Origin of the sequence: Xanthomonas citri pv. citri (assembly GCF_000961215.1) — a bacterium.
Classification (GTDB): Bacteria; Pseudomonadota; Gammaproteobacteria; order Xanthomonadales; family Xanthomonadaceae; genus Xanthomonas; species Xanthomonas cissicola.
Genome location: NZ_CP008998.1, coordinates 1095635 through 1120181, shown reverse-complemented (window position 1 = coordinate 1120181; position 24547 = coordinate 1095635). Strand labels below are relative to the sequence as shown.

At 65.4% G+C, this 24547-nt stretch carries 23 protein-coding genes, 5 tRNA genes and 3 pseudogenes; 9 read left to right on the top strand and 22 right to left on the bottom strand.

Going from position 1 to position 24547, the window contains the following annotated elements; genetic code table 11:
• Positions 1 to 388 precede the first annotated feature (388 nt).
• From rplA to AMD14_RS05320, 17 genes are all read right to left on the bottom strand, one after another.
• Positions 389 to 1087: a 50S ribosomal protein L1 gene (gene rplA, locus AMD14_RS05400; RefSeq protein WP_003486747.1), complete on the bottom strand. Its 699-nt coding sequence runs from the start codon at positions 1085 to 1087 to the stop codon at positions 389 to 391.
• Positions 1088 to 1090: 3 nt separating this feature from the next.
• Entirely contained in the window at positions 1091 to 1519 is a 429-nt protein-coding gene (gene rplK, locus AMD14_RS05395) for a 50S ribosomal protein L11 (RefSeq protein WP_003486749.1), read from the bottom strand.
• A 197-nt stretch (positions 1520 to 1716) separates the two neighbouring features.
• Entirely contained in the window at positions 1717 to 2274 is a 558-nt protein-coding gene (gene nusG, locus AMD14_RS05390) for a transcription termination/antitermination protein NusG (RefSeq protein WP_003486751.1), read from the bottom strand.
• A gap of 13 nt (positions 2275 to 2287) precedes the next feature.
• Positions 2288 to 2695 (bottom strand): preprotein translocase subunit SecE, encoded by a 408-nt coding sequence (gene secE / locus AMD14_RS05385; RefSeq protein ID WP_005917581.1) that lies wholly within the window; start codon positions 2693 to 2695, stop codon positions 2288 to 2290.
• Positions 2696 to 2744: 49 nt separating this feature from the next.
• Positions 2745 to 2820: transfer RNA gene (locus AMD14_RS05380), tRNA-Trp, on the bottom strand.
• Positions 2821 to 2926: 106 nt separating this feature from the next.
• Positions 2927 to 4117, bottom strand: coding sequence for an elongation factor Tu (gene tuf / locus AMD14_RS05375; protein WP_003486726.1), 1191 nt, complete (start codon positions 4115 to 4117; stop codon positions 2927 to 2929).
• Positions 4118 to 4163: 46 nt separating this feature from the next.
• Positions 4164 to 4239: transfer RNA gene (locus AMD14_RS05370), tRNA-Thr, on the bottom strand.
• A gap of 33 nt (positions 4240 to 4272) precedes the next feature.
• Positions 4273 to 4346, bottom strand: a tRNA-Gly gene (locus tag AMD14_RS05365).
• A 29-nt stretch (positions 4347 to 4375) separates the two neighbouring features.
• Positions 4376 to 4461: transfer RNA gene (locus tag AMD14_RS05360), tRNA-Tyr, on the bottom strand.
• A gap of 154 nt (positions 4462 to 4615) precedes the next feature.
• The gene (ychF, locus tag AMD14_RS05355; RefSeq protein ID WP_003486755.1) at positions 4616 to 5707 is read right to left on the bottom strand and encodes a redox-regulated ATPase YchF; all 1092 of its coding nucleotides are present in this window, start codon (positions 5705 to 5707) and stop codon (positions 4616 to 4618) included.
• A 77-nt stretch (positions 5708 to 5784) separates the two neighbouring features.
• Positions 5785 to 6366, bottom strand: coding sequence for an aminoacyl-tRNA hydrolase (gene pth, locus AMD14_RS05350; RefSeq protein WP_003486757.1), 582 nt, complete (start codon positions 6364 to 6366; stop codon positions 5785 to 5787).
• A gap of 51 nt (positions 6367 to 6417) precedes the next feature.
• Complete coding sequence (locus AMD14_RS05345; protein ID WP_003486759.1) at positions 6418 to 7053, bottom strand: 50S ribosomal protein L25/general stress protein Ctc; 636 nt, start codon at positions 7051 to 7053, stop codon at positions 6418 to 6420.
• A 108-nt stretch (positions 7054 to 7161) separates the two neighbouring features.
• Positions 7162 to 8121, bottom strand: a complete 960-nt coding sequence (locus AMD14_RS05340; protein WP_003486761.1) for a ribose-phosphate diphosphokinase — start codon at positions 8119 to 8121, stop codon at positions 7162 to 7164.
• Between the two features lie 165 nt (positions 8122 to 8286).
• A tRNA-Gln gene (locus tag AMD14_RS05335) sits at positions 8287 to 8363 on the bottom strand.
• Positions 8364 to 8366: 3 nt separating this feature from the next.
• Positions 8367 to 9254: a 4-(cytidine 5'-diphospho)-2-C-methyl-D-erythritol kinase gene (ispE, locus tag AMD14_RS05330; RefSeq protein WP_011050637.1), complete on the bottom strand. Its 888-nt coding sequence runs from the start codon at positions 9252 to 9254 to the stop codon at positions 8367 to 8369.
• Positions 9236 to 9889 (bottom strand): lipoprotein insertase outer membrane protein LolB, encoded by a 654-nt coding sequence (gene lolB, locus AMD14_RS05325; protein WP_003486765.1) that lies wholly within the window; start codon positions 9887 to 9889, stop codon positions 9236 to 9238. The genes ispE and lolB overlap by 19 nt, the downstream gene beginning before the upstream one ends.
• A complete protein-coding gene (locus AMD14_RS05320; RefSeq protein ID WP_029996037.1) occupies positions 9886 to 11574 on the bottom strand; it encodes a tetratricopeptide repeat protein in 1689 nt (562 codons plus the stop codon). Before AMD14_RS05320 ends, lolB begins: the two co-directional genes overlap by 4 nt.
• Before the next feature lie 65 nt (positions 11575 to 11639).
• On the opposite strand from AMD14_RS05320, the pseudogene hemA reads away from it, so the two are divergent.
• From hemA to ppk2, 5 genes and pseudogenes are all read left to right on the top strand, one after another.
• A pseudogene (gene hemA, locus AMD14_RS05315) lies at positions 11640 to 12939 on the top strand (glutamyl-tRNA reductase).
• A complete protein-coding gene (gene prfA / locus AMD14_RS05310) occupies positions 12917 to 14002 on the top strand; it encodes a peptide chain release factor 1 (protein WP_005915585.1) in 1086 nt (361 codons plus the stop codon). Before hemA ends, prfA begins: the two are co-directional and overlap by 23 nt.
• Complete coding sequence (locus AMD14_RS05305; protein WP_011050634.1) at positions 13999 to 15705, top strand: O-linked N-acetylglucosamine transferase, SPINDLY family protein; 1707 nt, start codon at positions 13999 to 14001, stop codon at positions 15703 to 15705. The genes prfA and AMD14_RS05305 overlap by 4 nt, the downstream gene beginning before the upstream one ends.
• Before the next feature lie 350 nt (positions 15706 to 16055).
• Positions 16056 to 16574, top strand: a complete 519-nt coding sequence (gene moaB, locus AMD14_RS05300) for a molybdenum cofactor biosynthesis protein B (protein ID WP_005915581.1) — start codon at positions 16056 to 16058, stop codon at positions 16572 to 16574.
• A gap of 32 nt (positions 16575 to 16606) precedes the next feature.
• Entirely contained in the window at positions 16607 to 17389 is a 783-nt protein-coding gene (gene ppk2 / locus AMD14_RS05295; RefSeq protein ID WP_011050633.1) for a polyphosphate kinase 2, read from the top strand.
• Here the strand turns inward: ppk2 and AMD14_RS05290 are convergent.
• From AMD14_RS05290 to AMD14_RS05275, 4 genes and pseudogenes are all read right to left on the bottom strand, one after another.
• Positions 17371 to 18600 carry a hypothetical protein gene (locus tag AMD14_RS05290; protein WP_011050632.1) on the bottom strand — a complete coding sequence of 410 codons (1230 nt, stop codon included), beginning with the start codon at positions 18598 to 18600 and terminating at the stop codon, positions 17371 to 17373. The two genes, ppk2 and AMD14_RS05290, sit on opposite strands and share 19 nt — an antisense overlap.
• A gap of 85 nt (positions 18601 to 18685) precedes the next feature.
• Positions 18686 to 18951 (bottom strand): annotated as a pseudogene (locus tag AMD14_RS05285) (acylphosphatase).
• Positions 18951 to 19571, bottom strand: a complete 621-nt coding sequence (locus AMD14_RS05280) for a TlpA family protein disulfide reductase (RefSeq protein ID WP_011050630.1) — start codon at positions 19569 to 19571, stop codon at positions 18951 to 18953. Before AMD14_RS05280 ends, AMD14_RS05285 begins: the two are co-directional and overlap by 1 nt.
• A complete protein-coding gene (locus tag AMD14_RS05275) occupies positions 19568 to 20845 on the bottom strand; it encodes a YihY family inner membrane protein (RefSeq protein WP_005915572.1) in 1278 nt (425 codons plus the stop codon). The genes AMD14_RS05280 and AMD14_RS05275 overlap by 4 nt, the downstream gene beginning before the upstream one ends.
• A 111-nt stretch (positions 20846 to 20956) precedes the next feature.
• Between AMD14_RS05275 and wrbA the strand changes: the two genes are divergently transcribed.
• Positions 20957 to 21553 carry an NAD(P)H:quinone oxidoreductase gene (wrbA, locus tag AMD14_RS05270; protein ID WP_005925984.1) on the top strand — a complete coding sequence of 199 codons (597 nt, stop codon included), beginning with the start codon at positions 20957 to 20959 and terminating at the stop codon, positions 21551 to 21553.
• Entirely contained in the window at positions 21550 to 21894 is a 345-nt protein-coding gene (locus AMD14_RS05265) for a DUF2069 domain-containing protein (protein WP_011050629.1), read from the top strand. Before wrbA ends, AMD14_RS05265 begins: the two co-directional genes overlap by 4 nt.
• 222 nt (positions 21895 to 22116) lie before the next feature.
• On the opposite strand, the pseudogene AMD14_RS05260 reads toward AMD14_RS05265, so the two are convergent.
• Positions 22117 to 23039, bottom strand: a pseudogene (locus tag AMD14_RS05260) (glycoside hydrolase family 30 beta sandwich domain-containing protein).
• A gap of 509 nt (positions 23040 to 23548) precedes the next feature.
• Between AMD14_RS05260 and AMD14_RS05255 the strand changes: the two are divergent.
• The gene (locus AMD14_RS05255) at positions 23549 to 24034 is read left to right on the top strand and encodes an asparaginase domain-containing protein (RefSeq protein ID WP_003488754.1); all 486 of its coding nucleotides are present in this window, start codon (positions 23549 to 23551) and stop codon (positions 24032 to 24034) included.
• A gap of 4 nt (positions 24035 to 24038) precedes the next feature.
• The gene (ybaK, locus tag AMD14_RS05250; RefSeq protein WP_011050626.1) at positions 24039 to 24512 is read left to right on the top strand and encodes a Cys-tRNA(Pro) deacylase; all 474 of its coding nucleotides are present in this window, start codon (positions 24039 to 24041) and stop codon (positions 24510 to 24512) included.
• Positions 24513 to 24547 lie beyond the last annotated feature (35 nt).

The window sequence follows — 24547 nt, the reverse complement described above, 5'->3', positions numbered from 1 at the left end:
TCCTGGAAGCCGGGAACATCGACCGATGTTCCTTTGGTGGCCGTTCTAGACCTGGAGTGGACTCGATCCGGGATGTCCCAGACGCGCGTATACCAGAAAGCTCCAGAAGGGCGACACCATCTACGCCGGCCGGTTCGAAACGAACCAATTAAGCGATCCCGCTGCATCGACGGCGACTCCTTGCCAGTGCGAGCATCCCTGCCCGTCGTCGATCCGCGCTGACCGCGCCTGCGGTCTTTGACGGCTACCGCCGGACGTGCCGGCGATCGCCTTCAAAATGTCCGTTACCCCAAAGGAGGGAACGGACTCCCAGCACACGGTGACCCGGGCCGGAAAAACAATGCTGTACTGCCAAATACGTCAGGCGCATGACGCCGGACGCATTCGCTTACTTCAACGACAGGCTCGACTGGTCCACCGTCACGCCCGGACCCATGGTCGAGCTGACCGACACCTTCTGCAGGTAGGTACCCTTGGAGGTGGCCGGCTTGGCCTTGACCAGATCCAGCAACAGCGCCTGCAGGTTCGACTTCAGCGCTTCGTCGTCGAAGCTGGCCTTGCCGATGGTGCAGTGGATGATGCCGGCCTTGTCGGTGCGGTAGCGCACCTGGCCCGACTTGGCATTCTTGACCGCTTCGCCCGGATTGGCCGACACGGTGCCGACCTTCGGGTTCGGCATCAAGCCGCGCGGACCCAGCAGGGTGCCCAGCTTACCGACGACGCGCATGGCGTCCGGGGTCGCGATGACCACGTCATAGTTCAGGTCGCCGGCCTGCATCTTCTCGGCCAGGTCGTCCATGCCCACGGCCTCGGCACCAGCGGCCAGGGCTTCGTCAGCCTTGGCGCCTGCAGGTGCGAACACTGCAACGCGCACGCTCTTGCCGGTACCGGCCGGCAGCACGGTGGAACCGCGCACCTGCTGGTCGGACTTCTTGGCGTCCACGCCCAGGCGCACGGCAACGTCGATCGACTCGACGAACTTGGCCTTGGTGGCGGTCTTCAGGATCTTGATTGCGTCTTCGAAGGCATAGGTCTTGCCCGGAACGACAGCGGCCGTAATGGCCTTAACGCGCTTGCTCTGTGCCATGTCTTAGCCCTCCACCGTCAAACCCATGCTGCGGGCAGAACCCGCAATCGTGCGCACCGCCGCTTCCAGCTCGGCTGCCGTCAAATCGGCTTCCTTGACCTTGGCGATCTCTTCCAGCTGCTTGCGCGTCACCTTGCCCACCTTGTCGGTGTTGGGACGCTTCGAGCCGGAGCTCACGCCTGCGGCCTTCTTGAGCAGCACGCTGGCCGGAGTGCTCTTGGTGACGAACGTGAAGGTACGGTCGGAATACGCGGTGATGATCACCGGCGTCGGCAGACCCGGCTCCAGCTTCGACGTTGCCGCGTTGAATGCCTTGCAGAATTCCATGATGTTCAGACCGCGCTGACCCAGTGCAGGGCCAACCGGCGGCGCAGGGTTGGCCTGACCGGCCTTGACCTGCAACTTGATGAAAGCGGTAATCTTCTTAGCCATTTCAATACTCTCCGGGTGCTAGCGCCTGACCTGCAGGCTCCCCATCGGACCGGGATTCACGTGTCCCGGCTTCACGTTTGTTGACCACACGCAGATGGCCGCCATGCGGCAGCCATTGGTTCCAGGCGGTTCGCCAGGACAGCGAGCCGCGCACTATAGCAGCATTTGGGGCGAGCGCCTAGCCGGCGCCCACAGGGTCAGCCTTTCTCGACCTGACCGAATTCGAGCTCGACCGGCGTGGAGCGACCGAAGATGAGCACGGCAACACGCAGCCTGCTCTTTTCGTAATTGACTTCCTCGACGACGCCGTTGAAGTCGTTGAATGGACCCTCGGTGACGCGCACCATCTGGCCCGGCTCGAACAGCACCTTCGGACGCGGCTTCTCGACGCCATCTTGCACCCGCTGCAGGATCGCATCCGCCTCTTCGTCGCGAATCGGCAGAGGACGGTCGGCGGTGCCGCCAATGAAACCCATCACCTTGGAAGTTTCCTTCACCAGGTGCCAACTTTCGTTGTCGATGCGCGGAATGCCGGCTTCTTCATGCGTTTCGATCTGCACCAGCACGTAGCCGGGGAAGAACTTGCGCTCTGACCGACGCTTCTGGCCGGAGCGCATTTCGATGACCTCTTCGGTCGGCACCAGCACGTCGCCGAAACGATCTTCCATCTCGGCACGCGCGATACGGTCGCGCAATGCCTGCGCAACGGATTTTTCGAAGCCTGAATAGGCGTGAACGACATACCAACGCTTCACTGCTTGATTCTCCTCAACGAGCCAGGAACCACTGCGTGAGCTTCTGGATGACAAAGTCGAAGCCGCCCAACAGCAAACTCAGAATGATTACAACAACAATGACGACCCAGGTGGTGCGGATAGCTTCCTGGCGCGTCGGCCAGACAACCTTACGCAACTCGAACCTGGATTCGGACAGGAATTCGCGGGTCTCCCGGCCCTTGCCGGTACCCAAAAACACAAATGCACCCGCCACCAACCCGACGATGACAGCCAATGCACGCAGCTGCGGCGTCCACGCGCCCAGCTGGGTCGCGCGCTCGGGAGCGGAGAACCAGAACCACACAAAAAGCCCCGCAACCACCAGGGCAGCGGAGACAACGTATTTAACGACATCAGCGCTAGAGGACGCGCTCTTGGAAGGCTCGATTTTGCTATTCATCCGGCTCTAGTTACCGATCTGACCCGAGTCGCTGGGCCGGAAAGAGGAGTGGCACGCCAGGAGGGACTCGAACCCCCAACCTGCGGTTTTGGAGACCGCTGCTCTGCCAATTGAGCTACTGGCGTATGTACTCGTTTACCGCAAACCCCAAGACAACGAAGGCGGACCGCGGTTCAGCCGGCCCGCCATTCGTTTGAATCCAGCCACCAACAGGCAGCTGGATACAGGCACTTACTTGATGATCTTGGCAACCACGCCGGCGCCGACGGTACGACCGCCTTCACGGATGGCGAAGCGCAGACCTTCGTCCATCGCGACCGGGTTGATCAGGGTCACGACCATCTTCACGTTGTCGCCCGGCATCACCATTTCCACGCCTTCCGGCAACTGGCAAGCGCCAGTGATGTCGGTGGTGCGGAAGTAGAACTGCGGACGGTAGCCCTTGAAGAACGGGGTATGACGGCCACCCTCATCCTTGGACAGCACGTAGACTTCGGCTTCGAACTCGGTGTGCGGCTTGATCGAACCCGGCTTGCACAGCACCTGCCCACGCTCGACGTCGTCACGCTTGGTGCCGCGCAGCAGCAGACCGGCGTTGTCGCCTGCCTGGCCCTGGTCCAGCAGCTTGCGGAACATTTCCACGCCGGTGACCGTGGTCTTCTGCGTATCGCGGATACCGACGATTTCGATTTCGTCGCCCACCTTGATGATGCCGCGCTCGATACGACCGGTCACCACGGTGCCGCGGCCGGAGATCGAGAACACGTCTTCGACCGGCATCAGGAACGGACGGTCGACGTCGCGGGTCGGCTCGGGAATGAACGAATCCAGCGCTTCGACCAGCTTCAGGATCGCCGGCACACCGATGTCGCTCTGATCGCCGTCCAGCGCCAGACGCGCCGAACCGTGGATGATCGGGGTGTCGTCGCCCGGGAAGTCGTACTTGCTCAGCAGCTCGCGCACCTCCATTTCGACCAGCTCGAGCAGCTCGGCGTCGTCGACCATGTCGGCCTTGTTCAGGAACACCACGATGTGCGGCACACCGACCTGACGCGAGAGCAGGATGTGCTCACGGGTCTGCGGCATCGGGCCGTCGGCGGCCGAGCACACCAGGATCGCGCCGTCCATCTGCGCCGCACCGGTGATCATGTTCTTGACGTAGTCGGCGTGGCCGGGGCAGTCGACGTGCGCGTAGTGGCGGGTCGGGGATTCGTATTCGACGTGTGCGGTCGAAATCGTGATGCCGCGCGCCTTCTCTTCCGGCGCCGCGTCGATCGCGTCGTACGCCTTGAACTCACCACCGAAACGCTCGGCACCGATCTTGGTCAGCGCAGCGGTCAACGTGGTCTTGCCATGGTCAACGTGACCGATGGTGCCGACGTTCACGTGCGGCTTGGTGCGCTCGAATTTAGCTTTTGCCATGGGTGCGTGTCTCGGTAATCGTTTGGAGTTGAAGACGATTGAGTAATGGTGCTCACGAAAGGAATCGAACCTTCGACCTCCTCCTTACCAAGGAGGTGCTCTACCGACTGAGCTACGTGAGCGAGTTTTGCATTATGCCATGCATTTGCGTTCAATGGAGCGGGAGACGGGAATCGAACCCGCACCATCAGCTTGGAAGGCTGAGGTTCTACCGTTGAACTACTCCCGCGCCGGGAACTGCATGCCACAACGTGAAACTGGTGGAGGGAGGTGGATTCGAACCACCGAAGGCGTAAGCCAGCAGATTTACAGTCTGCCCCCGTTGGCCGCTTGGGTATCCCTCCAGCTTTTACTACCGGACCTGTGCGCCGCGAGGCGAATTCGGTTCGGGGTGAAGCAGCCCGTTATTTTGTTGTGGGACGCATGCAGTGTCAACAAAAATTTTGAGCAATCCTTCACTCTCAACGACACGCGGCGCCAGGCGCCACGCACAGCCGATCACACGTTGAAGCGGAAGTGCAGCACATCGCCTTCCTGGACACGGTATTCCTTGCCTTCCAGGCGCAGGCGCCCGGCATCGCGGGCACCGGTTTCGCCGCGGTATTTGATGAAGTCGTCGAAACCAATCGTTTCGGCGCGGATGAAGCCCTTTTCGAAATCGGTATGGATCACGGCAGCAGCCTGCGGCGCCGTCGAACCGGCCTTGACCGTCCAGGCGCGCACTTCCTTGACCCCTGCAGTGAAATACGTCTGCAGGCCCAACAGCGTGTAGGCCGCACGGATGACGCGATTCAAGCCCGGCTCTTCCAGGCCGAGATCGGCCAGGAAGCTGTCGCGATCGGTATCGTCCAGCTGCGACAGCTCTTCTTCGATGGCCGCCGAGACCGGCACCACTTCGGCACCTTCGGCAGCCGCATGCGCGCGCACCGCATCCAGGTGCGGATTGTTCTCGAAGCCGTCTTCCAGCACGTTGGCGATGTAAAGCACCGGCTTGAGCGTCAGCAGGAACAGATCGCGCACCAGCGCCTTTTCTTCCTCGTCCAGACCGGCGGCACGACCCGCCTTGCCATCCGCTAACGCGGCCTGCAGTTTGGCCAGCACCGGCTTGCGCGCCGCTGCATCCTTGTCGCCCCCCTTGGCGCTGCGTTCGGCACGGTTGAGGGCCTTTTCCACGCTATCCAGATCGGCCAGCGCCAGCTCGGTATCGATGGTTTCGATATCGGCGATCGGGTCGACCTTGTTGTTGACGTGGATGACGTCGTCGTTCTCGAAGCAACGCACCACGTGGGTGATCGCATCGACTTCGCGGATGTGCGCCAGGAACTTGTTGCCCAGGCCTTCGCCGCTCGCCGCGCCGGCCACCAGGCCGGCGATATCGACGAACTCGACCGCGGTAGGAATCAGCTTCTGCGGCTTGACGATGTCAGCCAGCTGATTGAGACGCGGATCCGGCACCGGCACGATGCCGACGTTCGGCTCGATGGTGCAGAACGGGAAGTTGGCCGCAGCGATGCCGGCCTTGGTCAGCGCATTGAACAGGGTCGACTTGCCGACATTGGGCAGGCCGACGATGCCGCATTTGATACCCATGGGTTTTCCAGTGAATGGAGAATCGGGAATGGAGAATGGCAGGAGCAGCGCCCTGTCCATTCCCTATTCCCCATTCTCTATTTTTTTTCGGTGTGCAGGCGTTTCATCGCCTCGTTGAAATTGCCTTCCATCGCCAGCGGCAGCACATCGATGGCGGCGTCCACCGCAGCGCCGATCGCCGCATCGTCCTCGCGCCCTGCCCGCCCCAGCACCCAGGGCACCACGCGATCCTTATGACCGGGATGACCGATGCCAACGCGTAGACGGTGAAATTTGCCGTGCCCGAGCAGGCGAATGGTGTCGCGCAAGCCGTTTTGCCCGCCGTGACCGCCGTCGAACTTGAGCCGCGCGGTACCGGGCGCCAGATCCAGTTCGTCGTGGGCGACCAGCAGGTGTTCGGGCTCGATCTTCCAGAACCGCAATGCGGCGGTGATCGACTTGCCGCTGAGATTCATGAAGGTAGCCGGCTTGAGCAGCCAGACCGGTTGTCCCGCGACCTCGACCTTGGCGGTCTCGCCGAACAACTTGCTGTCCAATGCCCAGCGGGCGCCACTGCGCTCGATGAGGGCATCGACGAAACGAAACCCGGCGTTATGCCGGGTTTGCGCGTGTTCCGGGCCCGGATTGCCGAGCCCGACGATCAGGCGGAGTGCAGTCATGCCAGTGACCGCAGCCGATCCCGCGCGCAATGCAGGGGATCGGCCGACGGATTACTTGGTCTCGGCGCCTTCGCTGCCTTCTTCGCCGGCAGCGTCGTCTTCTTCGATCCGCACGTGCTTGGCAGCCACCACTGCCACGTCGTGCTCCTTGCCCAGCTTCAGCTCCGGAATTTCAACACCGGCCGGCAGCTTGATTTCGGACAGGTGGATCACGTTGCCCACTTCCAGTGCACCGAGGTCCACCTCGATGAACTCCGGCAGATCCTTCGGCAGGCAGACCACCTGGACTTCGTTGAGTTCGTGGGTGACGACCACCTCGCTCGACTTGCCGGCCGGCGAGGATGCTTCGTTGATGAAGTGCAGCGGCACGGCAGCACTGAGCTTCTCGTTGGCGCTGACGCGCTGGAAGTCGATGTGCATGATCAGCTGCTTGAACGGATGGCGCTGCATGTCGCGCAGCAGCACCTGCTGCACGTCGCCGTTGAGGTTCAGGTCCAGGATGGACGAGTAGAACCACTCGTTCTGCTGGGCGAGCCAGATCTGCTCGTGGTTGAGCTGGATGCTGACCGGCTCGAGTTCGCCACCGTACACGATGGCCGGAATGACGCCAGCGTGACGCAGGCGGCGGCTCGCACCCTTCCCCTCGTCAGCGCGGCGCTCGACCTTGATTTCATGAGTCTTTGCCATTGGATTTCACTACCTGGTTGGAACACCGCCTCGCGGCGATGAAGCGTCTCACCCGCGACCAGGTGAGACGTGTGGCGGCACCCGGGAATCCGGGCACCGAATGGGGCATCAGTCGACGTAAAGCGAGCTGACCGATTCGCCGAAGGCGATACGGCGGATGGTCTCGGCCAGCAGTTCGGCCACGCTCAGCTGACGAATCTTGGCGCAGGTGCGCGCCGCTTCGCTCAGCGGAATCGTGTCGGTGACCACCAGCTCGTCGAGCTGCGAATTGTTGATGTTGTCCACCGCCGGGCCCGAGAGTACCGGGTGGGTGATGTAGGCCACGACCTTGAGCGCGCCGCGCTGCTTCAGCGCTGCGGCAGCGGCGCACAAGGTACCGGCGGTGTCGACCAGGTCGTCGACCAGCACGCAGGTCTTGCCCTGCACGTCGCCGATGATGTTCATCACGGTGGCCACATTGGCGCGCGGACGGCGCTTGTCGATGATGGCCAGATCGGCGTCATCCAGGCGCTTGGCGACGGCGCGTGCGCGCACCACGCCACCCACGTCGGGCGACACCACGATCAGGTTGTCGGTGCCGTAGGCGCGCCAGATGTCGGCCAGCAGCAGCGGCGAGGCATAGACGTTGTCGACCGGCACATCGAAGAAACCCTGGATCTGATCGGCGTGCAGGTCGACCGTCAGCACGCGGTCCGCCTCCATGGCGCAGATCATCTTGGCCGCCACCTTGGCAGTGATCGGCACGCGCGAGGAGCGCATGCGACGGTCCTGGCGCGAATAACCGAAATACGGGATCACCGCGGTAACGGACTGGGCGCTGGCGCGCTTGAGCGCGTCGATCAGCACCAGCAGTTCCATCAGGTTTTCGGCGCTGGGCGCGCAGGTAGGCTGGATGACGAACACTTCCTGCCGACGCACGCTCTCTTCGATCTCCACCTGCACTTCGCCGTCGGAAAAGCGCGTGACCAACGCCTTGCCCATGCGAACGCCCAGTTCCTTGCAGATGCTCTGGGCAAGCGGCTTGTTGGCATTGCCGGAGAACACCAGCAGATTACGTTGGTCTTGCATGAGATCTCTCGGGCGGCGGCGAAGAGCGTGCGGATCGATGGTGGAGCAGGACAAAGCCGAACCAATGCCGGGCTTTCGTTCGAGTCCCGCGCAAGGATGCGCGAGGTGTTGCAGACGGATCTGCAGTGAAACCTGGTGCAGGCGGACCTGCCTTTCTCGACAAACTGGCAGGGGCGGTAGGATTCGAACCTACGAATGCCAGGATCAAAACCTGGTGCCTTGGGCCTCTTGGCGACGCCCCTGCATCAAACTTGTCTCGCGTCCCGTGCGTCGAGCAACGGCGAGTGCGATGCACCCTCCGCCACCCACGCCCGCAGGCCGCCCGGCAACTGCGCCAGCGCCTGCTCTGCAGCAGCGCGCGTGGCGAATTCGACGAAACAGCCACTTCCCGACCCGGTCAAGCGCGGTGTACCGACCCTGGAAAGCGCCTGGAACACGGCCTCGACGGCGGGTTCGCGGCGCCGCAGGACCGGCTCGAACGCATTGTCGAGCAGGGAACCGGAAGCGAAGTCCGCTATTTTCGCGGGCGCAGCATCCCGCGTCAATTCCTGTGATCGAAATAACGCTGGTGTCGGCACGTGAACGCCGGGATCGACCAGCAGATAGGCCGCTTCCGGCAGGGAAATCGGGGTCAGTTGTTCGCCCACGCCTTCGGCCCAGGCATTGTGGCCGCGCACGAAGACCGGCACGTCTGCGCCCAGCTGCAAGCCCAGCTCGGCCAGCGCATCGGCCGCCAGACCCAGGCCCCACAAGGCATTGAGCGCCACCAGCACGGTGGCCGCGTCCGAGGAACCGCCGCCGAAACCTCCCCCTGCCGGGATGCGTTTGTCGACCCGAATCTCCGCGCCCGCCTGGGCGCCGGTTGCCGACTGCAGCAGGCGCGCGGCGCGGATCACCAGATCATCGTCTTCGGCCACGCCGGGCAAACTCTCGCCCACGCGGCGGATCTGGCCGCCGCTGCGCACGCGAAGATGAACGGTGTCCCCCCAGTCCAGCAGCCGGAACACGGTCTGCAGCAGGTGGTAGCCGTCGGCCCGGCGCCCGGTGATTTGCAGAAACAAATTCAGCTTGGCCGGCGCAGGCCAGGCCGACCAGTCCGTGTCCGGCGCGTCCATCAGGGCGATACGGTCCATTGGTCGACCAGCAGGCGCACCTTGGCCTCGCCGCTACGGGCTTCGATCCGCTGCGGCAGCTCGGGCTGCTCGGCGCTGGCTGGCGTCCAGGCCAGAAAGTCGATCGTCCAGCCGTCCTGCTGCACGGTGCGCGGGCGCCCGGCGGCATCCAGGTCGACGCGTGCGGCACCCGCACCGGCGATGCGCAGCGCGCGCACCCAGTCCGGCATCTGGTTGACCGGGATGGTCCAGCCGGTTGCTTCCAGCAGCACCTGCTCGGCATCGGGGCCACTGCGCGGACCGCCCTCCAGCCCTTCCAGCCGGCCGGCGCCACTGGTGGTGTCGCCGGTGAGCACCCAGCTTTGCCGGGTGACCGGCGCACTGAGTTGCACGCGGTAGCGCGGGCCATCCTGCTGCCAGTCGATGCGGCCGCTGCCGCCGTTGCGGTCCTTGCTGATCGCCACCCGGCCCTGGAAGGACCAGTGGGGATGCGCCTGCAACCAGGCCTGGCGAGCGGCTTCGGCCTGGCGCGCACTGTCGGAGACGTGATCGACCACCGCCGCACCGCTGCCCTGCCCGCGCGGCACGCTGACGCAGGCCGACAGCCCGGCCAGCACCAGCCCGCCCAGGGCCAGCGTTCGGACCGTCTTGCTCATAGCCCGAACTTCTCCACCGCACGCTGCAGCGCACGGTTGTCGGGGTCGAGACGGCGCGCTTCATCGAAGTAGCGACGTGCTTCGTCCTGCTTGCCGCTAACCCACAGCACTTCGCCGACGTGGGCCGCGATTTCCGGGTCCTTGACCAGCGCCCAGGCGCGGCGCAGCTGCACCAGCGCCTCCTTGGTACGGCCCATCCGGTACAGCACCCAGCCATAACTATCGACGATGGCCGGGTTGTCCGGGTCGGCGGTGCGGGCGCGGTCGATCAGCGCCAACGCTTCCTTGTAGCGGGTGGTGCGGTCGGCCAGGGTGTAGCCCAGCGCGTTCAGGGCTGCGACGTTTTCCGGTTCGGTCACCAGGATCTTGCGCAGATCGGCCTCGGCACGCGGGACATCGTCGCGCCGCTCCCAGGCCAGCCCGCGGGCATACAGCAACGCGCTATCGTCCGGGTAGGCGGCCAGGCCACGTTCGAACGCGTCCAGTTCGCCCGGTGCATCGTCGGCCCGCTGATGCAGCTCGGCTTCGAGCACGTAGGCGTCGCGGCGCGCGTCATCGTCGGCACTGGCGTCGCCCTGCAGGGCGCGGGCTTCGGCAAGCGCTTCGGGCTTGCGGCCCAGTTCATACAAGGCGCTGGCGGCGCGCAGACGCGCCTCGCTGAGTTGCGGACCACCCGGCACGCCGCGATACCACTCCACCGCCTCGTCGTAGCGTTTGAGGAATTCGGCGATCTTGCCCAGCAGCAGACGGCGGTCCGGATCGGGCTTGGTGGCGTTGCTCTTGAGCTCGGCGTACAGCGCCTCCAGCGAGCTGCGGTCTTTTTCCTTGGCCAGCATCGAGGCACGCAAGCCATAGGTCTGCGTGTCCTGCGGCCCGGTCGAGAGCACGCGTGCAGCAGCTTCGGTCTGGCCCATGGCGTCGTAGGCGAACGCCAGCGCGCCGCGCAGCTCGGAGTCCTTGACCGCTTGCGGTTCGATGTTCTTCAGCAGCGCCAGCGCTTCGTCGTTCTTGCCTTCCTGCTGCAACTGGGTCGCGTGCAGCAAGGCCACGCGCGGCTCTTCGGGGAAGCGGCGCACCACCTCGTCGACGATGCGCTTGGCCAGCGCCGGGCGCTCCATGCGCAGCGCAAGCCGGCCGAATTCCTGCCAGGCTTCGATCTGATTCGGGATGGCGCCGGCCTTGACCAGGTCTTCGAGCACGTCGGCCGAGGCTTCCGGCTCGCGGCCGCCGTTGGCCAGGGCGATCAGCGCAAAGCGCCAGCCACGCGGGTCGGGCTCCTTGAGCAGGCCGAGCAGGTCGCGGCGTGCGGTGCGCAGGTCGTTGCGGCGCAGGGCCAGCGAGGCCTCGGTGCTGCGCATGGACATCGACGACGGTGCGCGGGCGCGCCACAACGCCAGCGCTTCGATCGCGCGCGGGTCGTCGTTGGCCAGCATGGAGATGCGGGCGGCGCGCTCGGCCAGCCCGGCATCGCCGGCCTCGGCCTTGGCGGCGTCCAGGTAGGCGCGCGCGGCATCGTCCAGTTGCCCGGCCTGCAAGGCGAATTCGCCGGCAAGCACGGGTTCCAGCGACGAGGCGCCGGCACTGCTTGGCGGCGAAGCGGGCGGTGCTTTCTTGGGTGCTGCGGTGGCACTGGCGGACATTGCGACCAGCAAAAGAACACTCAGGATGCGAATCGGTACAGGCATCGGGGGCAACCGGGCCGTAAAATGGGGCCCTGAATGGCCGCCAGCTTATCGCAAGCAACTGAACAATGACGTTGTGGGTGCTCGGACTGAATCACCAGACCGCACCTGTGGACCTGCGCGAACGCGCGGCGTTCGCAGGTGATGCGCTACCGCGCGCGCTCGAATCGCTGCGTGCGCTGCCCCAGGTGAGCGAGGCCGCGCTGCTGTCCACCTGCAACCGTACCGAGTTGTATGCGATGGCCGAGGAGGCGCACAGCCTGGTCAACTGGCTGGAAACCCACGCGCCCGGCCTGAGCGGTTATCTGTACCAGCACCAGGAAGCCGAGGCGGTGCGTCACCTGTTTCGTGTCGCCACCGGGCTGGATTCGATGGTATTGGGAGAACCCCAGATTTTGGGCCAGGTGAAGGACGCCTGGGCAGTGGCGCGGGCGCACGGCGCGCTGGGCAGCGGGTTGGACCGGCTGTTCCAACAGACCTTTTCGGTGGCCAAGCGTGCGCGTACCGACACCCGTGTCGGCGCAAATCCAGTGTCGGTCGCATCCACGGCGGTGCGACTGGCACAGGACTCGTTTGCCCGGCTCAACGAATCCACGGTGCTGTTGATCGGTGCCGGCGAAACCATCGAACTGGCGGCCAAGCATCTGAGCGAAGGCCGCGTGCGCCGCCTGCTGATCGCCAACCGCACCCTGGCCCATGCACAGACACTGGCCAGCCAGCACGGCGGCTTCGCTTTGCCGCTGACCGATCTGGAACGCCACCTGGCCGAGGCCGACGTGGTGTTTTCGGCCACCGCTGCGCGTGAGCCGCTGGTGACCCGCGTACAGGTGGAACAGGCCTTACGCGCCCGCAAGCGCAAACCGATGCTGCTGTTCGACCTGGCGGTGCCGCGCGATATCGAGGCCTCGGTGGGCGAGTTGAGCGACGCCTACCTGTACACGGTGGACGACCTGGAACGTGCGGTCGAAGACAATCGCCGCGGGCGCCGCGAAGCGGCCGACCAGGCCGAAGCCATCATCGACCTGCAAGTGGCGCGCTATGTCGAAACGCTGCAGGCCACTGCGCATCAGGCACCACTCAAGCGGCTGCGCGCGTTTGGCGATAGCACCCGCGACGAACTGCTGGCCAAGGCACGCCAGCAGTTGCACAACGGAAAACCGGCCGACGAAGTGCTGGAACAGTTGGCGCATGCGCTGACCAACCGCTTGCTGCATCCGCCCACCGCCGCACTGCGCGATGCGGCGCTCAACAACGACCTGGAATTGACCGCTGCGGCCGACCGGCTGTTTCCGGAAAAGCCGGGTTACCAACATCCCCCCCATAGCTACCCCGATCGTGAGGACCGATGACGCCGACCCTGCGCCGTAAGCTCCAAGCGCTGGCCGAGCGCCGCGAAGAACTGCAGCACCTGCTCTCCGACCCCGATGTGGTGGGCAACAACGACACGTTCCGTACGCTCTCGCGCGAACTGTCGCAACTGGAGCCGGTGGCGGTGGCGCTGGAAGAGGAGGCGCGCGCCAAGGCCGACCTGGCCACGGCCGAAGCCCTGCGCAACGACCCGGAGATGCGCGAGCTGGCCGAAGAGGAAATTGCCGCTGCACAGGCGCGCCTGGAACAACTCGATGCACAGCTGGCATCGCTGCTGGTACCGCGCGACCCGCGCGACGACGGCAACCTGTTTCTGGAAGTGCGCGCGGGCACTGGCGGTGACGAAGCGGCGATCTTTGCCGGCGACCTGTTCCGCATGTACGCACGCTACGCCGAGCGCCAGGGCTGGAAGGTGGAAATCGAATCCGACAGTCCCGGCGAGCACGGCGGCTACAAGGAAGTGGTGGCGCGGGTGGTCGGGCGCGGTGCGTATTCGCGGCTGAAATTCGAATCCGGCACCCATCGCGTGCAACGCGTGCCGGCAACCGAATCGCAAGGCCGTATCCACACCTCGGCCGCAACGGTGGCGATCATTCCCGAAGCCGACGACGTGGAAGAGATCACGATCAATCCAGCCGATCTGAAGGTGGACACGTTCCGCTCGTCCGGTGCGGGCGGCCAGCACGTCAACAAGACCGAATCGGCGATCCGCATCACCCACGTGCCCAGCGGGGTGGTGGTGGAATGCCAGACCGAGCGCAGCCAGCATGCCAATCGCGACAAGGCGATGAAGCGGTTGAAGGCGCAGTTGCTGGACACCGAACGCAGCAAGGCGGCAGCGGCCGAAGCGCAGACGCGCAAGTTGCAGGTGGGCAGCGGCGACCGCAGCCAGCGCATTCGCACCTATAGCTTTCCGCAGGGTCGCATCACCGACCATCGCGTCGAAGGGCTGACCTTGTACGACCTGCCCAACATCATCGAAGGCGATCTGGATGCATTGATCGGGCGGCTGCTGCACGAACATCAAGCCGACGAACTGGCACGGTTGAGCGATAGCCCGTGAGTGCGCAAGTCCCGCGCGAGCTGCTGCAGCTGCGCGAGCAAGTGCGACGCCAGCCTGGCGATTTCGTCGCCTGGTTGATGCTGGCCGATGCCGAGCTGGGCATGGGCGTCACCGCTGCCGGCGAAACGGCCGTGCAGCGCGCGCTGGCGCTGCACCCGGGCCATCCGGAAGCGGTGGCGCGGCTGGGACGGGTACGCTGGGCGCAGCAGCGCCATGCAGAAGCGGCCACGCTGCTCCAACAGGCCTCGGACCTGGTACCGCAGCATCCGGGGATCGCCCTGTGGCTTGGGCACGCGCTCGAAGATGCAGGCCAACCGGAACAGGCCGCGGCCGCCTATACGCGCGCCCACAAGCTGCTGCCCGACGAGCCCTACATCACCGCACAACTGCTCAACTGGCGACGCCGCCTGTGCGATTGGCGCGAGCTGGACTCCCTGGCTGCACAGGTGCGCACCGCAGTAACGCAAGGCGAGGCGGCCGTGGAGCCTTTCGCGTTCCTGAGCGAGGACGCCAGCGCTGCGGAGCAGCTGGCGTGCGCCCGCACCCGCGCGCAGGCGATTGCCTCCTCCGTGCACCCACTGCCAGCGGCCACGCTGCGCAGCCGCGGCACGCTGCAACTCGGATTCGTGTCCAACGGCTTTAGCGCCCACCCGACGGGCTTGCTGACGGTGGCCCTGTTCGAAGCGTTGCGGCGACGCCAGCCGGACCTGCAGGTGCAGTTGTTTGCAACCAGCCCGGACGATGGCAGCGACATTCGCGCGCGCCTGGCGCAGGCAACGCGCATGCACGATGTCACTGCGCTGGGGCATCTGGCAACCGCGCAACATATCCGCAACCAGGGCATCGACCTGCTGTTCGATCTGCGCGGCTGGGGGGGTGGGGGACGACCGGAAGTCTTCGCATTGCGGCCGGCACCGGTGCAACTCAACTGGCTGGCGTATCCGGGCACCTCGGGCGCGCCGTGGATGGATTATGTGCTTGGCGACGCCATCGCATTGCCGACGTGGCTGGAGCCGTTCTACAGCGAACAGGTGCTGCGCCTGCCGCGCGCATTTCAACCATCGGACACCTCGCGCACGGTGGCCGAAGCGCCATCGCGCGCGCAGTGCGGGCTGCCGGATCACGCTGTGGTGCTGTGCTGCTTCAACAACAGTTACAAGCTCAATCCACGCAGCATGGCGCGCATGCTGGCGGTATTGCGCGCTGTGCCCGGCAGCGTGCTGTGGCTGCTGTCCGGCCCGGGTGAAGCGGATGCGCGATTGCGTGCAGCAGCGCAGGCACAGGGCGTGCACGCGCAGCGTTTGGTCTTCATGCCCAAACTGCCGCACCCGCAGTATCTGGCGCGCTATCGACATGCGGACTTGTTCTTGGATACGCATCCGTACAACGCGCACACCACCGCCTCCGATGCGTTATGGGCAGGCTGCCCGGTCTTGACCACACCTGGTCAGACATTTGCCGCGCGCGTTGCCGGCAGCCTGAATCATCGTCTGGGGCTGGATGAAATGAATGTGGCCGATGACGCTACGTTCGTGGCCAAAGCGATCGAGCTGGCGAGCGATGCGGAGGCCTTGCGTGGCGTGCGTGCGCAGCTGGCGGAGCAACGCCTGCGCAGTGGCCTGTTCGATATGGATGGATTTGCGGATGACCTGGCCGCGCTGCTGCGTGGCATTGCTCAGCGCCGTGGATGGCTGGGGGTTTAGTCGTTGGTGCCCGACTTGGCTCATTGGATGCTGCGAGCTGGCCTCGCTGCTGTGTTGGCCTGAGATGGCATGGCTGAAAACGCTGCCCAAAGCGGCCGATACGCATCGACGCTGCATTCCCTCCTTGCGTCGGGACATTGTTCCCCTTCGTGGAGGAAAGGTGGTGCGTAGCGCGGGATGAGGCGACGTCTGCGGCAATCACACTGGTCAACCTTACCCTCACCCCAACCCCTCTCCCGCAGGAGAGGGGCTAACGGCAGTGCATCAGTCCGTGCCCGATAGTCAGGTGCTCCGTGCAACTTCACACCGCGGCGCTGTACCCGGCCGTCCAGGCTCGCTAGGCTGCGCGCATGCCTTCCAATCTCGATTTCATTCCCTTGCGCCTGTGCGTGCTGACCGTGTCCGACAGCCGCACCCTGGCCGACGACCGCTCCGGCGATTACCTGGCCGATGTCCTCACCCATGAAGGCCACGTCCTGCACGAACGTGCGCTGTGCCCGGACGACCGTTACCGGATGCGGGCGATCGTCTCCGGCTGGATCGCAGATGCGCAGGTGGATGGGATCCTGATCACCGGTGGCACCGGCTTTACGGGTCGCGACAGCACCCCGGAAGCGATCACCCCGTTGCTGGACAAGGTCATGCCTGGCTTCGGCGAGATGTTCCGCGCGATCAGCGTGGAAGAAATCGGCACCTCCTCGCTGCAGTCGCGCGCCTTTGCCGGGCTGGCCAATCACAGCTTCGTGTTCTGTCTGCCCGGCTCCACCTCGGCCTGCCGCACGGCCTGGGAAAAGATCGTGCGCGCGCAGCTGGATGCGCGCACCAAACCCTGCAATCTGGCGACATTGCGTCCACGCTTAGGCGAATAGTCTGCGCGCTTTCCACCGCTGCTGGAACGCGCATGTCGCACTTGAAACGCAAGGCTTATAAAAAGTTGCTGGCGCCAATGCAGTTGGAACTGGTGGACATGGCGCGCTGGTTGCGCCACACCAACCAGCGCGCCCTGGTCCTGGTGGAAGGCCGCGACACCGCCGGCAAGGGCGGCGTCATCCAGACCATCGCCAGCCACCTCAACCCACGGCAGTGTCGCGTGGTGGCGCTGCCCAAGCCCAACGACCGCGAAAGCACCCAGTGGTATTTCCAGCGCTATGTCACGCACCTGCCGGCGGCCGGCGAACTGGTGCTGATGGATCGCAGCTGGTACAACCGCGCCGGCGTCGAGAAGGTGATGGGCTATTGCACCGACGCGCAATACGACCTGTTCCTGGAGCAGGCGCCACGCTTCGAACAGATGCTGGTCGACGACGGCATCCTGCTGTTCAAGTACTGGTTGTGCGTGGACCAGGCCGAGCAGGAAAAGCGCTTTGCCGAACGCCGCGAAGACCCACTCAAGGGCTGGAAGCTGTCGCCGGTGGACCTGCAGTCACGCACCAAATACGACGACTACACCGCCGCGCGCGAACGCATGCTGGAGGCGACGCATACGCCCGATGCACCGTGGACGCTGGTGGATTTCAACGACCAGAAGCGTGGCCGCCTGAGCCTGATCCGCGATCTGCTGGACCGGCTACCGGACATCGCTGTGCCCGATGCGCTGGTGCAGCTGCCGCCATTGCCCGGCAAGCTGCACAAGGAACGCTATGGCGTGCTGGAACCGATCGACGATTACGCCGCCCAGTCCTGAGAGACTTCGTCGCTGGCGGCCGTGGCACGCGGCAGCGGGTGCAGGCCGGCCTGACGTTCGGCCTGCTCGGCCTGCAGCACCAGCTGGCTCAGACGCTGGCTGAACAATTGCATGAAACCGCGATGCAGCGGGCGCATCGCTTCCATGTAGTCCACATCGTCGGCCTGCGCACCGAGTGGGCTGCAGGACGACAGCAGCACTTCGTCCAGGCGCAACGCGCTGTCGGGCAGGCGCACCAGTGCGGCGCGGCGGAGCCAGTCGCGCATGCCTTCGCGGTATTCGGCGGCCAGGATGTAGGCCACTTCGACCTGGTCCAGGTCCACATCCGGGTTCCATGCCAGCACCTGGATCACCTGCGAACGCTCGTCGAGCATGCGCCCTTCGGCGACCAGTGCATGCAATTGCTGCAGCAGGCGCCATTGCACGCCGGCGGCCTCGCGTTGGGCGGTCGGCATGGTCTCGATGGCCAGTGCCAGACGCCGCGCAAACAACGCCGGCACCTCGGACAGCACGATCGGGCCGGCATCGGCGCCGATCAGAAAACGTTCGGTACGCAGGGCCGCGGTGTCGGGCAGGTAGCCGTCCTGCAGCGGGCGCATCACGCCGTGGTCGAGCAGCGACAGCACCACATCCAGCCAGTAGCGGCGTTCCTGCTGCAGCGTGCGGTTGGCGGCGGCGTTGTGCCAGGCCTGACGCACATCGTCCAGGCGCAGGATGCAGGACTGCGCATCCAGCCCGTCCCACGGTGCGCGGGTGGCGTCGTTGGGATCGAAGGTTTCCGCGCTGAGCATGCCGCCGCCGAAGCGGTGCCAGGCTGCGCCACGCTGGGCGCCGGCCGGGTCCGGCCGGGCCGCGGCCACCGGAGCTGCCGTGGCCGGGCGCAGGAGTGCGGCGTAGGCATCGGCCCACGAATCGGGCAAGCGCGCCGAGAGCGGGTAGCTTGCCGAGGGCTGAGCCAGCCCCTGGCGTGCCAGACGCAGGCTCCACACCACCGCGCCGATCACGATGCCGCCAAAGATCCAGGCCAGCAGCCAGCTGGTTGCCGCCTGTCCGGTCGATAGCACGCGGGTTGGCGGGTGCAGAAACAACAACCAGCCGCTGCCTAGCAGGACACCGAGATACAGCCACGGCGCCAGCTGCGCCATCTGGCGGTGGCGGCGATGCGCGGGCAGGTCGTGCCCGTCGTTGCGGTCTTGAGATGGAGCGGCCATTACATTCCCCGTGCACGCCTGATCGCGTTGACAGGGTTATCGGCGAGGCAACCCAACTCTGTTGCCCCGCTTCAGTGGTGCACGCTCACCCAGTTACAAAGTCTTCAGTCGGCGGAACCGCGCAGGCCGTGCGCGTGACCGCCGCGACCGTGGCGGCCGGCGGGCCCTGCATAACCATGCTTCCAAAGCGTCCAGCGCCGCCGCGCTACCGGCGGCGACCACGTCCACGCTGCCGTCGGCCTGGTTGCGGGCATGCCCGACCAGACCGAGTGCCACTGCGCGTTGACGGGTGCAAGCGCGGTAATACACGCCCTGCACCACCCCGCTCACCACAAAACGCGCCGCCTGCATCAACCCGCCTTGCCGGTGATGCCGACGGCCGCTTCGATATCGCGTGCGGTCACCGGGCCAAGGAATTGTTTGGCGACCTTGCCGTCCGGGCCGATCAGGTAGGTCATCGGCAGGCCGCGCGGGGTGGCGAAGTCCTGTGGCGGCTGGTACGGGTCGAGGATGGCGATCGGGTAGGACACCGGGTGGTCCTTCAAGAATGCCTGCATGTCGGCGCTGGTGATGTCCTCGTAGGCCAGACCCACCACCTCGACGGTGTCGCGCATGGTGTGCAGCGCCGACAGTTCGGGCATTTCCTTCAGGCACGGCGCGCACCAGGTAGCCCAGAAATTCACCACCACCCATTTGCCGCGGTGCGCGGCCAGGTCGTAGGTCTCGCCGGTCACGGTCGGCAGCGAGAGCCTGGGCATCTGGGCGGTCTGCTGCACCACCGAGCTGTTGGGAGGTGCGGCCGGGTCGGCCGGCGTGGCCGGCGTGGCCGGCGTGGTCGGCGCCTGGGGCGTGGCGGCAGGCGCAGCGCCGTTGCCGGCAGCGGGAGTGGCCTCGCTGGCGGGCTTGCAGGCGGTCAGCAACAGCAGTGGCAACAGCAGCCCGCAGGCGCTGCGGACAAGACGCACGGTCATGGAGGATCTCCGGGAAGGTGGGTGTAAAGGTCACCGACCGGCTGCGCCAGCACGCTGCGCAAGGGTTGGCGCAGCTGTTCCAGCGCCGCGGCGGCGGCCTGGCCGAATGCATCGTCGCGGCACGGCAACGGGCGGTCTTCGATCGGCACGCGCAGCTGGCAGTTTTCGTAGAGTTCGGCCAGCGGCACCACATCCAGATCGCGCGCCAGCAGCCACTGCCCGCGCTCGTCGCGACGCAGCAGGCGAATACGCTTGAGCTCGCACAGCAGCTCCTGCATCAGCGTGTCGGTGAGCATCGGCTCCAGCGCCAGGATGCGATCTTCGTCCAGGCCATCGCCGTGGACGCGCGCCTGGCTGAAGCGGCCGAGCAGACGCAGCAGGCCGTAGATCTCGAAGCCCGGCGGCAGCCGCATGGCCTCTGGCTGGTAGCGGAACGCGGACATCGACGAGGCCAGCGAGGCACCCAACAGCACCGACACCCAGCTCAGGTAGATCCACAACAACAGGATCGGCAATGCCGACAGCGCGCCATAGATGCGCTGATAGGTCTGGAAATTACCGAGGTAAAAGCCAAAGCCCCACTTGACGATCTCCATCAGGATCACCGCCAGCAGCGCGCCCGGCAGCGCATGCCGCAGCCGCACCACGTGCTGCGGCACCACGCGGTAGATCAGCACGATGCACACGAACTCCACCGCCATCGGCGCCAGCCGCCAGGCGAATTCGGCCAGCCACTGGCCTTCGGTGGTGCGGAACAGCGGCAGCGCGAACACGTAGGCCGCCATCGCCATCGAGGCGGCGGCCAGCATCGTGCCCAGCGTCAGCACCGTCCAGTAGATCAGGAAGCGCGTCACCTTGGGGCGCGCAGCGGCGACCCGCCAGATGCTGTTGAAGGTTTGTTCGATGCTGTGCAGGGTGATCAGCAGCGAGGCCACCAGCGCGACCATACCGGCCACGGTGAACTTGCCCAGGTCCTCCAGCGAACGGTTGAGATAGTTCTGCACCGAACGCGCCGCGCCAGGCACGAAATTGTTGAAGATGAAGTCGGTGAGCGCGTCCTTCCACTCGTTGAAGGCCGGAAATGCCGACAGCACGCCGAATACCACGATCGCCAGCGGCACCAGTGCGAACACGGTGGTGTATGCAAGCGAGGCGGCCGCCTGGAACAACCGGTCGTCCAGGAAGCGGCGCCACAGAAAGCGTCCGAAGCTCACCGTCCGCGCGCGGTCGCGCAGACGTTCTTTCCATTGGTGGAGTTTGTTCACACGCGACATCGCGCAAGGGTACCCGATGCGCCGTCATCGCGGCCTTGCCGCAGCTGCGGCGTGCAGCAACAGGCTGGCTTGGCCGATACTGCGGCAACTCACACAGGCGGCAACGACACGATGGCGGAGATTCTGGTGCTGTATTACAGCCGGGGCGGTTCGGTGGCGCGGCTGGCGCGGCAGATCGCACGCGGCATCGGCGAAGTGCCCGGCATGAGCGCGCGGCTGCGCACCGTCCCACCGGTGGCCGCGGTCACCCAGACCAGCGCCCCGCCGGTGCCGGACGAAGGCGCGCCCTATGTAGACCGCGCCGATCTGGCCGAGTGCAGCGGCCTGCTGCTTGGCAGCCCCACCCGCTTCGGCAACATGGCCGCACCGATGAAGCATTTCCTCGACAGCCTGGGCGCCGAATGGGCCAGCGGCACCCTGGCCGGCAAGCCGGCCGGCGTGTTCACCTCCACCGCCTCGATGCATGGCGGCCAGGAATCCACCTTGCTGTCGATGCACCTGCCGCTGCTGCATCACGGTTGCCTGATCGTGGGGATTCCGTTTACCGAAGCCGCGCTCAGCCACACCACCAGCGGCGGCACGCCCTATGGCGCCAGCCATGTCTCCGGCGCTGGCGGCGATCCGCAACCGAGCGAGGACGAAGCGCTGCTGGCGCGTGCGCTGGGCCGCCGGGTGGCCGACATCGCGCGGCGGCTGGCAAGCCCGTGAGCGTGCGCGCCATGCAGTGGCTGCTGAGCGCCGCGCTGCTGGCGCTGGCGGCGTTGTTTGCGGTGTGGTTCCACGACGACCCGCGCCCACTGGCCGCGTTCATCGTGTTCGTGCTGCCGGCCGCGCTGACCGGCGTGCTGGCAGTGCGCAGTGCGCGTGCCCGCTTCTGGGCCGGCGTGTTCGCACTGGGCTGGTTCAGCCACGGCGTCATGGCCGCCTGGAGCCAGCCGCAGGCACGTGGAATGGCGTGGCTGGAACTGCTGCTCGCCCTGGCCGTGGTGGGCCTGGTCGGCGGCCCCGGCATGGCGACGCGCTTGGGCAGGAAGCGCCCGCCACGTTGATCGGCGAGTCGAACAAAGCGCATGCGCAACTGCGCGATGCAGCTGCGCATGCGTCCGGCCGAGGTGGTCAGCCGCGACCACCCCAACGCAGCCACTCAACCAAGTTCGATCATCGTCAGGCGGGCACAGCCGGGGCTCAGGGTGGCGTGCACACGCCTCCACTCCGATCCCTGCGCGCCGTCCACGCCACCTGTCGACGACTTGCGACGTTTCGTTCGGCGCTCAGTTTCCGACCAGCGTGGCCACGCTCTGCGGGTCGACATACAGCGAGGTCTTGCCGTTGACCACGCTGTAGTTGCCGCCGAACCCGACATTGAGCGTGCTCGAGGTGCTGTATTTGGCGAACTGCGTGGCAGTGCCGGACGGTAGCGTCAGGTCCAGCCGCTGGTGGCCGGTGCCGGTGTTGACCGCCACCACCACCAGCTTGTTGTCCGGCGTGCGGTAGGCGGTCACCGAGACATCGCTATACGGGTGCTCGGTGGCGCCGACCCGCACCGACCCTGGCCGCACGAAGCGCGCGAACTGCGACATCGCATAGCCGCGCTTGCTCACTGCGCCGTTTCCGCTGATCAGCCCGTAGCTGCGCCGGATGTACCACCAGCGAGGTAGTTGACGAAATCGCTGCCGCTCCAGTCGGCCGATTCGTAATCCGGGTGCCAATCCGGCTCGTTTTGCAGGGAAATCGCGTACAGCGGTGCGCCCTTGCCCGACATGTAATTGGCGAAATCCAGCAGGTGCTGGGTGTAGGCGCCGTAATAGTTCGTCAGCAGCTTGCCGCCATTGACCAGGCTGTTGTTGGACTTCATGTAAGCCGGTGGCGTCCAGGGGGTTGCGAACACCAACCCGCCCAGCGCATGCACGCGCGTTGCCGTCGGCACCTGGGTCGCCCAGCCTGAGCTGGAGGGGTCGATGCGCATGCGCAGGATCGACAACCCGATCTGCCCGGTGCCGCTGCCGTAAGCCAGATCCACCTGCGCGGGTGTCAGGTCGTTGATCCAGCCGGCGCCGTTCATGCCGCCGAACCCGCGCACCGTCTGGTAGGTCTGCGTGGGCGTGATCGTCACCGTCTGCGCGGCGGCTTGGCCCGCCACCAGCACGGCCATCGCGCAGGTGAGAGCGCGCAACATCGACAAAGGCTTCTTCATGGGTTTCTCCGGAAAGGGATGGCGACGGCATCGCGGTACGGACGGCCCGCCGACTATCGACTGCGGAGATGGCAGTTCAATTTCTGTGGCGTCTCATTGTTGGTTTCGTGACGCAGGACAAGCGCGTAGTGCGTTGGAGCTTTGCATGAATCACGCAGCGTTTTGCACTGCGGCATAGGCAGTGATGCGGAGGCAACTTTGAAGCAACGCCTCCGATTCGGACCTAACGCCGCATCCAGAGTCTGCGCGTGCGCTGCATGTGCGAAGGCTGCTCGCAGCGTGCGTCATGATCCCTACGCGTTGAACCGAGCGTCACGCTCCGCTGGTCGACGCATGCCTGCACCGGATCAACCCAAGCACATGTAGCACCGCCACATTCGGCACAGCGAGCGCAGATTCAGCGCACCCTTTGGTCAAGGCCGTTGTTCTACTGCCACTCTCCTGGCCGGGCGGTATCATGGCGGCCCGCGCGCGGCCTGCGCCGCGTTAGCCCTACAGGATCCGCAGCAATGGAAGACCTCCTGATCGTCACCACCGGTGGCACGATCGACAAGATCTACTTCGACGACAAATCGGACTACCAGATCGGCGACCCGCAGATCGGTCAGATTTTGAAAGAACTGGGCGTGACGTTTCGTTTTTCGGTGATTCCGATCATCCGCAAGGATTCGCTGCACATCACCGATGCCGACCGCGAACTGATCCGCGCCACCATCGCCGCCCAGCCCACCCGCCACGTGCTGATCACCCACGGCACCGATTCGATGGTGGAAACCGGCAAGGTGCTGCAGACCATCGCCGACAAGACCATCGTGATGACCGGCGCATTGAATCCGGCGCGCTTTCGCGGCTCGGATGCCGAATTCAATATCGGTTGCGCTGTCGGTGCGGTGCAATCGCTGCCGGCAGGCGTTTATATCGCCATGAACGGCCGCATCTGGAATCCGCAAAAGGTGCGCAAGAACGTGGCTGCCAACCGCTTCGAATCGGTCTGAGCGCATGAGCAAGGCCACACGCGCCACCAAGGCCCTGGACGCGGCCGGCGTAGGTTATGTGTTGCATCCTTACGACTACCGGGCCGATGCCGATGCGAAGGGACTGCAAGCCGCAGATGCGTTGGGCCTGCAGCCGCATACCGTGTTGAAGACGCTGATGGCATGGGTCGACGACAAGGCGGTGTGCGTGGTGATTCCATGCGACCGCCGGGTGTCGTTGAAGAAACTGGCCAGCGCCTACGGCGGCAAGTCGGCACGCATGATGGACGTGGCCGATGCCGAGCGGCGCACCGGTTACAAGGTCGGCGGTATCAGCCCGCTCGGCCAGCAACGGCAGGCGCCGGTGCTGGTCGAAGTCACGGCGTTGGACGTACCGGCGCTGTGGATCAACGCCGGCCAGCGGGGGCTGCTGCTGGAATTGCCCGGCACCCAGCTGGTGCATGCACTCGCCGCACGCGCTTGCGCGCTGTGCGAGTGAACGCGTAAACGCGATGCCGCGCGTATCGGCCGGTA

Excerpts from the sequence above, each read along its gene's own strand:
- AMD14_RS05340 (WP_003486761.1), bottom strand. The coding sequence starts at position 8,121 with ATGCAAGACCAACGTAATCTGCTGGTGTTCTCCGGCAATGCCAACAAG.
- AMD14_RS05290 (WP_011050632.1), bottom strand. The coding sequence starts at position 18,600 with ATGGCCGCTCCATCTCAAGACCGCAACGACGGGCACGACCTGCCCGCG.
- ppk2 (WP_011050633.1), top strand. The coding sequence starts at position 16,607 with ATGTCGCACTTGAAACGCAAGGCTTATAAAAAGTTGCTGGCGCCAATG.
- rplK (WP_003486749.1), bottom strand. The coding sequence starts at position 1,519 with ATGGCTAAGAAGATTACCGCTTTCATCAAGTTGCAGGTCAAGGCCGGT.
- rplA (WP_003486747.1), bottom strand. The coding sequence starts at position 1,087 with ATGGCACAGAGCAAGCGCGTTAAGGCCATTACGGCCGCTGTCGTTCCG.
- AMD14_RS05255 (WP_003488754.1), top strand. The coding sequence starts at position 23,549 with ATGGAAGACCTCCTGATCGTCACCACCGGTGGCACGATCGACAAGATC.
- secE (WP_005917581.1), bottom strand. The coding sequence starts at position 2,695 with ATGAATAGCAAAATCGAGCCTTCCAAGAGCGCGTCCTCTAGCGCTGAT.
- AMD14_RS05275 (WP_005915572.1), bottom strand. The coding sequence starts at position 20,845 with ATGTCGCGTGTGAACAAACTCCACCAATGGAAAGAACGTCTGCGCGAC.
- ispE (WP_011050637.1), bottom strand. The coding sequence starts at position 9,254 with ATGGACCGTATCGCCCTGATGGACGCGCCGGACACGGACTGGTCGGCC.
- wrbA (WP_005925984.1), top strand. The coding sequence starts at position 20,957 with ATGGCGGAGATTCTGGTGCTGTATTACAGCCGGGGCGGTTCGGTGGCG.
- pth (WP_003486757.1), bottom strand. The coding sequence starts at position 6,366 with ATGACTGCACTCCGCCTGATCGTCGGGCTCGGCAATCCGGGCCCGGAA.
- lolB (WP_003486765.1), bottom strand. The coding sequence starts at position 9,889 with ATGAGCAAGACGGTCCGAACGCTGGCCCTGGGCGGGCTGGTGCTGGCC.
- prfA (WP_005915585.1), top strand. The coding sequence starts at position 12,917 with ATGACGCCGACCCTGCGCCGTAAGCTCCAAGCGCTGGCCGAGCGCCGC.
- AMD14_RS05320 (WP_029996037.1), bottom strand. The coding sequence starts at position 11,574 with ATGCCTGTACCGATTCGCATCCTGAGTGTTCTTTTGCTGGTCGCAATG.
- tuf (WP_003486726.1), bottom strand. The coding sequence starts at position 4,117 with ATGGCAAAAGCTAAATTCGAGCGCACCAAGCCGCACGTGAACGTCGGC.
- AMD14_RS05280 (WP_011050630.1), bottom strand. The coding sequence starts at position 19,571 with ATGACCGTGCGTCTTGTCCGCAGCGCCTGCGGGCTGCTGTTGCCACTG.
- ychF (WP_003486755.1), bottom strand. The coding sequence starts at position 5,707 with ATGGGTATCAAATGCGGCATCGTCGGCCTGCCCAATGTCGGCAAGTCG.
- AMD14_RS05345 (WP_003486759.1), bottom strand. The coding sequence starts at position 7,053 with ATGGCAAAGACTCATGAAATCAAGGTCGAGCGCCGCGCTGACGAGGGG.
- ybaK (WP_011050626.1), top strand. The coding sequence starts at position 24,039 with ATGAGCAAGGCCACACGCGCCACCAAGGCCCTGGACGCGGCCGGCGTA.
- moaB (WP_005915581.1), top strand. The coding sequence starts at position 16,056 with ATGCCTTCCAATCTCGATTTCATTCCCTTGCGCCTGTGCGTGCTGACC.